The sequence below is a fragment of the Acidithrix sp. C25 genome (genome assembly GCF_904848545.2).
Genome location: NZ_CAJHCI020000009.1, coordinates 1 through 10,825, shown reverse-complemented (window position 1 = coordinate 10,825; position 10,825 = coordinate 1). Strand labels below are relative to the sequence as shown.

At 47.9% G+C, this 10,825-nt stretch carries 19 protein-coding genes; 8 read left to right on the top strand and 11 right to left on the bottom strand.

The genetic code is table 11. The features are described 5' to 3' along the window. The 6 genes from ACIDITHRIX25_RS86530 to ACIDITHRIX25_RS86505 all read left to right on the top strand — a co-directional run. The coding region (locus ACIDITHRIX25_RS86530) for an IS3 family transposase (RefSeq protein ID WP_213333513.1) at positions 1-503 on the top strand (503 nt) is incomplete at its 5' end. Between the two features lie 56 nt (positions 504-559). Beyond that, positions 560-841 (top strand): IS3 family transposase, encoded by a 282-nt coding sequence (locus ACIDITHRIX25_RS86525; RefSeq protein WP_201732173.1) that lies wholly within the window; start codon positions 560-562, stop codon positions 839-841. A gap of 15 nt (positions 842-856) precedes the next feature. Further along, positions 857-1,093, top strand: coding sequence for a hypothetical protein (locus tag ACIDITHRIX25_RS86520; RefSeq protein ID WP_201732171.1), 237 nt, complete (start codon positions 857-859; stop codon positions 1,091-1,093). 684 nt (positions 1,094-1,777) lie between these two features. Beyond that, positions 1,778-3,847, top strand: a complete 2,070-nt coding sequence (locus ACIDITHRIX25_RS86515) for an FAD-binding and (Fe-S)-binding domain-containing protein (RefSeq protein ID WP_201732170.1) — start codon at positions 1,778-1,780, stop codon at positions 3,845-3,847. 143 nt (positions 3,848-3,990) lie between these two features. After that, positions 3,991-4,182 carry a hypothetical protein gene (locus tag ACIDITHRIX25_RS86510; RefSeq protein WP_201732169.1) on the top strand — a complete coding sequence of 64 codons (192 nt, stop codon included), beginning with the start codon at positions 3,991-3,993 and terminating at the stop codon, positions 4,180-4,182. 25 nt (positions 4,183-4,207) lie between these two features. Further along, a complete protein-coding gene (locus ACIDITHRIX25_RS86505) occupies positions 4,208-4,669 on the top strand; it encodes a (Fe-S)-binding protein (protein WP_201732168.1) in 462 nt (153 codons plus the stop codon). 120 nt (positions 4,670-4,789) lie between these two features. On the opposite strand, the gene ACIDITHRIX25_RS86500 is transcribed toward ACIDITHRIX25_RS86505, so the two are convergent. Beyond that, positions 4,790-5,362: a GntR family transcriptional regulator gene (locus ACIDITHRIX25_RS86500; protein WP_201732167.1), complete on the bottom strand. Its 573-nt coding sequence runs from the start codon at positions 5,360-5,362 to the stop codon at positions 4,790-4,792. Between the two features lie 105 nt (positions 5,363-5,467). On the opposite strand from ACIDITHRIX25_RS86500, the gene ACIDITHRIX25_RS86495 reads away from it, so the two are divergent. Together ACIDITHRIX25_RS86495 and ACIDITHRIX25_RS86490 are read left to right on the top strand one after the other, a co-directional pair. Continuing rightward, on the top strand, positions 5,468-5,758 hold the full coding sequence (locus ACIDITHRIX25_RS86495) for a GntR family transcriptional regulator (RefSeq protein ID WP_201732166.1): 291 nt from the start codon (positions 5,468-5,470) through the stop codon (positions 5,756-5,758). Positions 5,759-5,823: 65 nt separating this feature from the next. Further along, complete coding sequence (locus ACIDITHRIX25_RS86490; RefSeq protein ID WP_201732165.1) at positions 5,824-6,132, top strand: GntR family transcriptional regulator; 309 nt, start codon at positions 5,824-5,826, stop codon at positions 6,130-6,132. Between the two features lie 28 nt (positions 6,133-6,160). On the opposite strand, the gene ACIDITHRIX25_RS86485 is transcribed toward ACIDITHRIX25_RS86490, so the two are convergent. The 10 genes from ACIDITHRIX25_RS86485 to ACIDITHRIX25_RS86440 form a co-directional block, all read right to left on the bottom strand. Further along, positions 6,161-6,436 (bottom strand): (Fe-S)-binding protein, encoded by a 276-nt coding sequence (locus ACIDITHRIX25_RS86485; RefSeq protein ID WP_201732164.1) that lies wholly within the window; start codon positions 6,434-6,436, stop codon positions 6,161-6,163. Between the two features lie 75 nt (positions 6,437-6,511). Beyond that, entirely contained in the window at positions 6,512-7,342 is an 831-nt protein-coding gene (locus ACIDITHRIX25_RS86480) for a (Fe-S)-binding protein (protein ID WP_201732163.1), read from the bottom strand. Continuing rightward, on the bottom strand, positions 7,339-7,623 hold the full coding sequence (locus ACIDITHRIX25_RS86475) for an FAD-linked oxidase C-terminal domain-containing protein (protein WP_283770461.1): 285 nt from the start codon (positions 7,621-7,623) through the stop codon (positions 7,339-7,341). The genes ACIDITHRIX25_RS86480 and ACIDITHRIX25_RS86475 overlap by 4 nt, the downstream gene beginning before the upstream one ends. 8 nt (positions 7,624-7,631) lie before the next feature. Beyond that, on the bottom strand, positions 7,632-7,808 hold the full coding sequence (locus tag ACIDITHRIX25_RS86470; RefSeq protein ID WP_213333509.1) for an FAD-linked oxidase C-terminal domain-containing protein: 177 nt from the start codon (positions 7,806-7,808) through the stop codon (positions 7,632-7,634). Between the two features lie 2 nt (positions 7,809-7,810). Beyond that, positions 7,811-7,954, bottom strand: coding sequence for a hypothetical protein (locus ACIDITHRIX25_RS86465; protein WP_201732160.1), 144 nt, complete (start codon positions 7,952-7,954; stop codon positions 7,811-7,813). Continuing rightward, positions 7,947-8,108 (bottom strand): hypothetical protein, encoded by a 162-nt coding sequence (locus tag ACIDITHRIX25_RS86460; RefSeq protein ID WP_201732159.1) that lies wholly within the window; start codon positions 8,106-8,108, stop codon positions 7,947-7,949. Before ACIDITHRIX25_RS86460 ends, ACIDITHRIX25_RS86465 begins: the two co-directional genes overlap by 8 nt. Positions 8,109-8,136: 28 nt before the next feature. Further along, a complete protein-coding gene (locus ACIDITHRIX25_RS86455; RefSeq protein ID WP_283770460.1) occupies positions 8,137-8,748 on the bottom strand; it encodes an FAD-binding oxidoreductase in 612 nt (203 codons plus the stop codon). 989 nt (positions 8,749-9,737) lie between these two features. Then, complete coding sequence (locus ACIDITHRIX25_RS86450) at positions 9,738-9,986, bottom strand: hypothetical protein (RefSeq protein ID WP_201732157.1); 249 nt, start codon at positions 9,984-9,986, stop codon at positions 9,738-9,740. Positions 9,987-10,038: 52 nt separating this feature from the next. After that, the gene (locus tag ACIDITHRIX25_RS86445) at positions 10,039-10,341 is read right to left on the bottom strand and encodes an integrase core domain-containing protein (protein ID WP_201732156.1); all 303 of its coding nucleotides are present in this window, start codon (positions 10,339-10,341) and stop codon (positions 10,039-10,041) included. A gap of 168 nt (positions 10,342-10,509) precedes the next feature. Continuing rightward, the coding region (locus ACIDITHRIX25_RS86440) for an IS3 family transposase (RefSeq protein ID WP_213333508.1) at positions 10,510-10,825 on the bottom strand (316 nt) is incomplete at its 5' end.

Below are 10,825 nucleotides of genomic sequence, written 5' to 3'. Positions count from 1 at the left end.
AAATCAATCGGATGGCTCGGTTGCTAAAAGTATCCAGGTCCGGATATTACAAATGGATCGAATTGCAGAAAAACCCGTCTGGAGCAGCCATATGTCGTGAAAAGCTAAAAGCCAAGATCCTGTACTTTCACAGCAAATCACACGGTGTCTATGGATCCCCACGGATCACCGCTGATCTTTTCGATGCTGGAATCAAATTGAACCACAATACGGTTGCCAGCTACATGAGAGACCTTGGTATTTGCGGGATATCGCCACGACTCTTCAAGACCACCACCATCTCTGATCCTAAAGCAAAATACCCAGAAGACCTGGTAAAACGTCATTTCTCCCAGGAGAAACTAAACGCTCTCTGGACTTCGGATATCACATATTTGAAAATCGGAACCGGTGACGTCTACTTGAGCGCAATACGTGACGAGTGCTCATCTAGGGTGCTTGGTTGGGCTCTAGCTTACAATATGAGAACCGAGATCGTGACAGACGCCTTGTATCAAGCGTAAAAACTACGCAATGACCAGGTAAAAGGGACAATTTTACATACAGATCGAGGTGCACAATTCAGCGACCGCAAGGTAGTGGAGTTCTGCAAAAAAGCTGGGATTGTTCGTTCGATGGACAGACTGGATCGTGTTACGACCACGCAACAGCGGAGTCATTCTGGTCTATCTTCAAACATGAGTACTTTTATCGACATGTCTTTTCCAATATGGAAGAACTGCGAGCTGGAGTCGAGTGGTACATCAACTGGTACAACACCACCCGGCGACGCGAACAGAACAACTACCTAAGTCCAATAGCATTCGAAGTAGGATTACAACAAGCAGATAAAGCTGCGTGAGCGTGTCTACTTTCCTTGGGGAACCTCAAACCTGGCACGGGTGCAACTGCACACAACCTGGCACGAATAGGTGCTATTACAGAAACTGTAATAACCACACCAAAGCTTCGACGGTGTTACTTTCAGATCGCAGGACATATCACTCGTTCAGCTAGAAAAGTAATACTGCATCTTGAAGAACACTGGCACTATAAGGATAAGTTCTTAGAGGCTCTTGATCGGATCAGAAAGTTTGAGATCGCCATCACCTGAACATCTGGATACCTAACACACTGAATATTACTTGAAGGAACTGCTCTAGAAGACAAGGGATTAGGTTACTATACCCAAAATGAGATTTCAGAATCTCAAAAATGACCAAAAAGGCTCAATCACAAAGGGAATAGGTCATATTTGGCACTCTGAAACCAGATTTAAGCCATAGACCCTCCGTCAAACCTAAATCAGTTCCAAAAAACCGACTTGGATTCACACCGAGGGGCTCAAGCTGGTCCATTTCTGTGGATTCAGGCTTACCAAGCTGCCAGGTGGTCTTTAGTGACTGCGGCGCTCCGGGCAGCTTGACTTATGGCTGCACCTTCGCTTTAGCGCCTTGTCCCCTTCGGTGATCTTTTTGAAAGCCTGTTCGGGGGTATGCCTTTTGGACTTCACAACAATTTCCTCCATCTACATTATGGATACAAAGCTCACATTATTAGCGGATTAATTAAATGGAAGCCTTCCACTTGGTTGAAATTACGGAAATCTACTTTGTTAATCTTTGATCGATGATGTATAGTTTGAATTAGGGACAGACAGATGACCGACACACTTTATTCGCCAGTGTGTATTTTGGGGTTTTTGCTCTTGTCCTGTGAACACTCCTAATCGCTTTTGGCAATTCGTCGTTGGCCGTCGTCTGTTTTTCATTTTTGTTCGTATTGATGGAGGATTTGGATGAGCGGATCGAGAGTTTTTAGGGGAATTTCTAAGCGTGTGGTCAAGGTGGCACCTCAGGATCCACTTCGGCAAAAGTTAGTTAGAATATACCCCTCGAACCGAGTTCTTACAAGCGCTCTCTATCGCTCGGTCTATTCTCGGGATGGCTCTTATTTTGAATATAAACCTCAGGCTATTGTCCGTCTAGGCCAAATCGAAGATGCCTTGGCGTTGATAGATTTCTCTCGAAACGAGGGTATTCCAATTACATTTCGCGCAGGGGGTACATCTCTATCAGGTCAGACCGTTGGAGAAGGAATTATCGGTGAACTTCGCACTGGCTTTAGAGGTATCTCGGTGCATGGTGGTGGGGATCTGGTATCCTTCGAGCCTGGTGTAACCGTCAATCAGGTGAATGCGAAGCTTTCTCCGTTTGGAAGAAAGATTGGACCGGATCCAGCCTCCAAATCGGCGGCGATGATGGGTGGAGTTCTCTCTAATAACTCCAGCGGCATGCAAGCAGGAGTGATACAGAACTCCTACCATACTCTTGTCTCGTTGGAGTTTGTGCTGTACAACGGCCACCGATATGACACCTCTAAAGCTGCAGATAGAGAGCGTTTTGGACGGGATGAGCCCAAGATTGTCAATGGGCTGCTTAGAATTCGCGACGCGATACGGTCAGATATCGAATTGCGCGATCGAATCAAAAGAAAATATCGTATAAAGAATGTAACAGGTTATTCGCTGAACTCCTTTTTGGACTTTGATGATCCATGCGACATCTTTTCTCACCTGTTGATTGGCGCCGAAGGTACGCTGGGGTTTATCGCTAAAGCGACCCTATCGACCCTTCCGATAGAGCCTTATCGGGCAAGTAGATTACTTTTTTTTGCTTCCGACCAAGACGCGGCTAGGGCCGTTGGGGATCTAGCCGTTATCAATCCGGCTGCGGTCGAGTTATTGGATTATGCATCTCTAACTTCGGTGGTTGGTCGTGTCGGCGTCCCTGCGGTGGTTGAGACGATACCGACTGGTTCTGCAGCGTTGCTTTTTGACCTAGCTGCCTCGAGCAGCGAGGCTCTTGAACTTTTGATCGAAGGCGCACAAAGGGTTGTGGATGAGCTTGCATTGGTGGCAGATACTCCATTTTCGACTTCCGCCAAGGAGAGGGCTCAGTTGTGGTCTGTTCGAGACGGTATCTTTGCGAGCGTCGGTGGTGAAAGAGCACCAGGTACTACCGTCATCTTGGAAGATGTAGCGGTGGAGCCAATCCATCTTGGTGAGTTGGTGTCGTCTTTGAACGCTTTGTTTGATCGATATGGATATGCGGGAGTTATCTTCGGCCATGCCAAAGCTGGGAACGTCCATTTTCTTGTCTGTGACGACATGTCCGATCAGTCTCGTGTCCTTCATTTTTCTACATTTATGGACGAAGTGATCGACTTGGTGGTTGGACTTGAGGGGTCACTAAAGGCTGAACATGGAACCGGTCGAGCGGTTGCTCCTTTTGTAGAAAAGGAGTGGGGCTCAAAGGCCTATGGGTATCTCAAGGAGATTAAAACACTGTGCGATCCGTACGGTTTGTTGAATCCTGGTGTGATTATAAATGATAATCCTAATGTCCATCTGGAGAAAATTAAGGCCATCAAGATCATTGGGGATAACACAATTGACAAGTGTATCGAATGTGGTTATTGCGAGCATGTCTGTCCCACCAGGTATGTCACATTGACCCCAAGGCAGCGTATCGTAGCCCATCGGAGCCATCTGTCTCTTTTGGCAGATGATGAAATTGATGAGGCTGAGCAAATGTGGCGCGAGTACGAATACGCCGGCCGAGATAGCTGTGTAGCAGATGGTATGTGTGCCACGGTTTGTCCAATGGGCATCAATACCGCAGATTTGGTGGATCACGACCGATCGATGGCAAAGACCAAGACCTCGCAGTTCGTCGCAAAGTTGGCAGCCGAGCGATTCTCGCTAATAGAAACAGCGACTAGAGGGGCATTGGTGGTCAACAAGCGCATTACGAAGGTTGTGGGGAATCGATCACTAGAGAAATTGAATACGCACTTCGCAAGTTAGACATTGTTTTACCTAGCCCGCCGGTCAGTCTGGGAACTTCCATATCAATTGCGCGCCCAACGCTGCGACGTAGACCAGATGCCATCTATTTTCCATCTTGTGTCTCGCGGATGTTTGGCCAGGGCAACGTCGATGGTGCGTCTGTGGTTGATTTAGTTCTTAGGGTCGCCGGTCGAGCCGGAATTTACCTTGAGATACCAGAGGATGTCCAGGGAGTATGTTGCTCTCAACCATGGTCGCATAACGGCTACGAAGACGGAGCTTCGGTCTCGGCCATAAGGCGGTCGATTCATTTGGCGTTGGACTCGTTCTGGAGAGATCCCGATTATCTGTGACGTAACTTCATGTACGCATAGTCTCATGCAGGAGTTAGGACGGCAATCCTTTGGCGTTAGAGGTGATCTCTTGACCTCCGCCAATAGAGGCCATCATTCGGACCTTCAAATCAGGGATCTTATAGTTTGGATTGAGGACTTGCTACCGCGTCTCGCGATTACTAATCGGTTAGATCGTGTTTTGATTCATCCAACTTGTGCCCTTACCCGGGTGGGACTCTCTGAAACCGCGGTGGGAATTGCTCAGCAGCTAGCCAATGTTGTCGTAGTGCCTGAATCGGCGACGTGCTGTGGCGCCGGAGGCAATCGTGGAATGTTGTACCCCGAAGTAGTCAAGTCTGCTCTTCGGGACGAAGTTATGGAGTTGAAGGGCCTCGTCTTTGACGGTGCATTTTCTTTTGCTAGCACTTGTGAGGCAACTCTAAGCGATGAGTTGGGCGTCTCATTTGAGCCATTCATATCTCTTGTCGAACGTGCAACTCGGTAGATCTATGGCTATGCAGTTAGCGACGAAACTATTTTTTGGCTTGGTTGGCGCAAAGGGCGTAGCAAGCCCCGTTTAGATGGTCGGTAAGGCGATCCACGGCTAGGAGTTCGTTTCTTTCTTCTATTGCAAAGTAGATTCCATGGTGTTCGAAGATATTCTCTGTTGGCCGAGAGCGTAACGAGCTTGAGCCATTGAGAGCCTTATCTCATCAAGAAGTGTTCTATAGAGTTCAATTAATCGCTCGCTATTAGTGGCATCCACAAGGCTGGCGTGAAATGCGAGGTCGGTATAGGCAAAGACGGATGAGGGGGCATCTTCTGGCAATTCGGCCAATTCATCGGCAGCCTTTAGTGCTGCCGATGGAGCCAAGTTGTTTTTGGCCAGATGGCGAACGACAGATGTCTCAATCTGAATTCGAACAAAATATAGATCCTCTATGTCGCTTTTGCTCAAATGTGGAACATAGGCAGGCTTGTTTGGACGACGGCGTAGTAAGCCGTCATGAGTGAGAGATTGAATCGCTGACTTCGCCGTTGGACGTGAAACTCCATAGGTTGAAGCTACTTCCGTTTCGGTAACCAGAGACCCGGCTGGGATGTCTCCATCGAGGACTTTCGAGCGAAGCTCCTCGGTTAGTGCTTCAGAGATTGAGACCGTCTTTGAAATCACGCTCTTTCTGGCGTCGTCGTTCACTAGTATTTACCTTCATGAATACGGTCCACAACTACGAGCTATCAGTCCTAGCGACCTCATTCAACTACTAACATTGAGGTAAAGCGCTAATGAAGGTAAATACTAGTGAACGACGACGCCAGAAAGAGCGTGATTTCAAAGACGGTCTCAATCTCTGAAGCACTAACCGAGGAGCTTCGCTCGAAAGTCCTCGATGGAGACATCCCAGCCGGGTCTCTGGTTACCGAAACGGAAGTAGCTTCAACCTATGGAGTTTCACGTCCAACGGCGAAGTCAGCGATTCAATCTCTCACTCATGACGGCTTACTACGCCGTCGTCCAAAACAAGCCTGCCTATGTTCCACATTTGAGCAAAAGCGACATAGAGGATCTATATTTTGTTCGAATTCAGATTGAGACATCTGTCGTTCGCCATCTGGCCAAAAACAACTTGGCTCCATCGGCAGCACTAAAGGCTGCCGATGAATTGCCGAATTGCCAGAAGATGCCCCCTCATCCGTCTTTGCCTATACCGACCTCGCATTTCACGCCAGCCTTGTGGATGCCACTATAGCGAGCGATTAATTGAACTCTATAGAACACTTCTTGATGAGATAAGGCTCTCAATGGCTCAAGCTCGTTACGCTCTCGGCCAACAGAGAATATCTTCGGAACACCATGGAATCTACTTTGCAATAGAAGAAAGAAACGAACTCCTAGCCGTGGATCGCCTTACCGACCATCTAAACGGGGCTTGCTACGCCCTTTGCGCCAACCAAGCCAAAAAATAGTTTCGTCGCTAACTGCATAGCCATAGATCTACCGAGTTGCACGTTCGACAAGAGATATGAATGGCTCAAATGAGACGCCCAACTCATCGCTTAGAGTTGCCTCACAAGTGCTAGCAAAAGAAAATGCACCGTCAAAGACGAGGCCCTTCAACTCCATAACTTCGTCCCGAAGAGCAGACTTGACTACTTCGGGGTACAACATTCCACGATTGCCTCCGGCGCCACAGCACGTCGCCGATTCAGGCACTACGACAACATTGGCTAGCTGCTGAGCAATTCCCACCGCGGTTTCAGAGAGTCCCACCGGGTAAGGGCACAAGTTGGATGAATCAAAACACGATCTAACCGATTAGTAATCGCGAGACGCGGTAGCAAGTCCTCAATCCAAACTATAAGATCCCCTGATTTGAAGGTCCGAATGATGGCCTCTATTGGCGGAGGTCAAGAGATCACCTCTAACGCCAAAGGATTGCCGTCCTAACTCCTGCATGAGACTATGCGTACATGAAGTTACGTCACAGATAATCGGGATCTCTCCAGAACGAGTCCAACGCCAAAATGAATCGACCGCCTTATTGGCCGAGACCGAAGCTCCGTCTTCGTAGCCGTTATGCGACCATGGTTGAGAGCAACATACTCCCTGGACATCCTCTGGTATCTCAAGGTAAATTCCGGCTCGACCGGCGACCCTAAGAACTAAATCAACCACAGACGCACCATCGACGTTGCCCTGGCCAAACATCCGCGAGACACAAGATGGAAAATAGATGGCATCTGGTCTACGTCGCAGCGTTGGGCGCGCAATTGATATGGAAGTTCCCAGACTGACCGGCGGGCTAGGTAAAACAATGTCTAACTTGCGAAGTTGCGTATTCAATTTCTCTAGTGATCGATTCCCCACAACCTTCGTAATGCGCTTGTTGACCACCAATGCCCCTCTAGTCGCTGTTTCTATTAGCGAGAATCGCTCGGCTGCCAACTTTGCGACGAACTGCGAGGTCTTGGTCTTTGCCATCGATCGGTCGTGATCCACCAAATCTGCGGTATTGATGCCCATTGGACAAACCGTGGCACACATACCATCTGCTACACAGCTATCTCGGCCGGCGTATTCGTACTCGCGCCACATTTGCTCAGCCTCATCAATTTCATCATCTGCCAAAAGAGACAGATGGCTCCGATGGGCTACGATACGCTGCCTTGGGGTCAATGTGACATACCTGGTGGACAGACATGCTCGCAATAACCACATTCGATACACTTGTCAATTGTGTTATCCCCAATGATCTTGATGGCCTTAATTTTCTCCAGATGGACATTAGGATTATCATTTATAATCACACCAGGATTCAACAAACCGTACGGATCGCACAGTGTTTTAATCTCCTTGAGATACCCATAGGCCTTTGAGCCCCACTCCTTTTCTACAAAAGGAGCAACCGCTCGACCGGTTCCATGTTCAGCCTTTAGTGACCCCTCAAGTCCAACCACCAAGTCGATCACTTCGTCCATAAATGTAGAAAATGAAGGACACGAGACTGATCGGACATGTCGTCACAGACAAGAAAATGGACGTTCCCAGCTTTGGCATGGCCGAAGATAACTCCCGCATATCCATATCGATCAAACAAAGCGTTCAAAGACGACACCAACTCACCAAGATGGATTGGCTCCACCGCTACATCTTCCAAGATGACGTAGTACCTGGTGCTCTTTCACCACCGACGCTCGCAAAGATACCGTCTCGAACAGACCACAACTGAGCCCTCTCCTTGGCGGAAGTCGAAAATGGAGTATCTGCCACCAATGCAAGCTCATCCACAAACCCTTTGTGCGCCTTCGATCAAAAGTTCAAGAGCCTCGCTGCTCGAGGCAGCTAGGTCAAAAAGCAACGCTGCAGAACCAGTCGGTATCGTCTCAACCACCGCAGGGACGCCGACACGACCAACCACCGAAGTTAGAGATGCATAATCCAATAACTCGACCGCAGCCGGATGATAACGGCTAGATCCCCAACGGCCCTAGCCGCGTCTTGGTCGGAAGCAAAAAAAGTAATCTACTTGCCCGATAAGGCTCTATCGGAAGGGTCGATAGGGTCGCTTTAGCGATAAACCCCAGCGTACCTTCGGCGCCAATCAACAGGTGAGAAAAGATGTCGCATGGATCATCAAAGTCCAAAAAGGAGTTCAGCGAATAACCTGTTACATTCTTTATACGATATTTTCTTTTGATTCGATCGCGCAATTCGATATCTGACCGTATCGCGTCGCGAATTCTAAGCAGCCCATTGACAATCTTGGGCTCATCCCGTCCAAAACGCTCTCTATCTGCAGCTTTAGAGGTGTCATATCGGTGGCCGTTGTACAGCACAAACTCCAACGAGACAAGAGTATGGTAGGAGTTCTGTATCACTCCTGCTTGCATGCCGCTGGAGTTATTAGAGAGAACTCCACCCATCATCGCCGCCGATTTGGAGGCTGGATCCGGTCCAATCTTTCTTCCAAACGGAGAAAGCTTCGCATTCACCTGATTGACGGTTACACCAGGCTCGAAGGATACCAGATCCCCACCACCATGCACCGAGATACCTCTAAAGCCAGTGCGAAGTTCACCGATAATTCCTTCTCCAACGGTTCTGACCTGATAGAGATGTACCCCCTGCGCGAAATGTAATTGGAATACCCTCGTTTCGAGAGAAATCTATCAACGCCAAGGCATCTTCGATTTGGCCTAGACGGACAATAGCCTGAGGTTTATATTCAAAATAAGAGCCATCCCGAGAATAGACCGAGCGATAGAGAGCGCTTGTAAAGAACTCGGTTCGAGGGGTATATTCTAACTAACTTTGCCGAAGTGGATCCTGAGGTGCCACCTTGACCACACGCTTAGAAATTCCCCTAAAACTCTCGATCCGCTCATCCAAATCCTCCATCAATACGAACAAAAATGAAAAACAGACGACGGCCAACGACGAATTGCCAAAAGCGATTAGGAGTGTTCACAGGACAAGAGCAAAAACCCCAAAATACACACTGGCGAATAAGTGTGTCGGTCATCTGTCTGTCCCTTAATTCAAACTATACATCATCGATCAAAGATTAACAAAGTAGATTTCCGTAAATTTCAACCAAGTGGAAGGCTTCCATTTAATTAATCCGCTAATAATGTGAGCTTTGTATCCATAATGTAGATGGAGGAAATTGTTGTGAAGTCCAAAAGGCATACCCCCGAACAGGCTTTCAAAAAGATCACCGAAGGGGACAAGGCGCTAAAGCGAAGGTGCAGCCATAAGTCAAGCTGCCCGGAGCGCCGCAGTCACTAAAGACCACCTGGCAAGCTTGGTAAGCCTGAATCCACAGAAATGGACCAGCTTGAGCCCCTCGGTGTGAATCCAAGTCGGTTTTTTGGAACTGATTTAGGTTTGACGGAGGGTCTATGGCTTAAATCTGGTTTCAGAGTGCCAAATATGACCTATTCCCTTTGTGATTGAGCCTTTTTGGTCATTTTTGAGATTCTGAAATCTCATTTTGGGTATAGTAACCTAATCCCTTGTCTTCTAGAGCAGTTCCTTCAAGTAATATTCAGTGTGTTAGGTATCCAGATGTTCAGGTGATGGCGATCTCAAACTTTCTGATCCGATCAAGAGCCTCTAAGAACTTATCCTTATAGTGCCAGTGTTCTTCAAGATGCAGTATTACTTTTCTAGCTGAACGAGTGATATGTCCTGCGATCTGAAAGTAACACCGTCGAAGCTTTGGTGTGGTTATTACAGTTTCTGTAATAGCACCTATTCGTGCCAGGTTGTGTGCAGTTGCACCGTGCCAGGTTTGAGGTTCCCCAAGGAAAGTAGACACGCTCACGCAGCTTTATCTGCTTGTTGTAATCCTACTTCGAATGCTATTGGACTTAGGTAGTTGTTCTGTTCGCGTCGCCGGGTGGTGTTGTACCAGTGATGTACCACTCGACTCCAGCTCGCAGTTCTTCCATATTGGAAAAGACATGTCGATAAAAGTACTCATGTTTGAAGATAGACCAGAATGACTCCGCTGTTGCGTGGTCGTAACACGATCCAGTCTGTCCCATCGAACGAACAATCCCAGCTTTTTTGCAGAACTCCACTACCTTGCGGTCGCTGAATTGTGCACCTCGATCTGTATGTAAAATTGTCCCTTTTACCTGGTCATTGCGTAGTTTTACGGCTTGATACAAGGGTCTGTCACGATCTCGGTTCTCATATTGTAAGCTAGAGCCAACCAAGCACCCTAGATGAGCACTCGTCACGTATTGCGCTCAAGTAGACGTCACCGGTTCCGATTTTCAAATATGTGATATCCGAAGTCCAGAGAGCGTTTAGTTTCTCCTGGGAGAAATGACGTTTTACCAGGTCTTCTGGGTATTTTGCTTTAGGATCAGAGATGGTGGTGGTCTTGAAGAGTCGTGGCGATATCCGCAAATACCAAGGTCTCTCATGTAGCTGGCAACCGTATTGTGGTTCAATTTGATTCCAGCATCGAAAAGATCAGCGGTGATCCGTGGGGATCCATAGACACCGTGTGATTTGCTGTGAAAGTACAGGATCTTGGCTTTTAGCTTTTCACGACATATGGCTGCTCCAGACGGGTTTTCTGCAATTCGATCCATTTGTAATATCCGGACCTGGATACTTTTAGCAACCGAGCCATCCGATTGATTT

Coding starts and splice junctions, on each gene's coding strand:
- ACIDITHRIX25_RS86515 (WP_201732170.1), top strand. CDS start 1,778: ATGAGCGGATCGAGAGTTTTTAGGGGAATTTCTAAGCGTGTGGTCAAG.
- ACIDITHRIX25_RS86505 (WP_201732168.1), top strand. CDS start 4,208: ATGCAGGAGTTAGGACGGCAATCCTTTGGCGTTAGAGGTGATCTCTTG.
- ACIDITHRIX25_RS86490 (WP_201732165.1), top strand. CDS start 5,824: ATGAATTGCCGAATTGCCAGAAGATGCCCCCTCATCCGTCTTTGCCTA.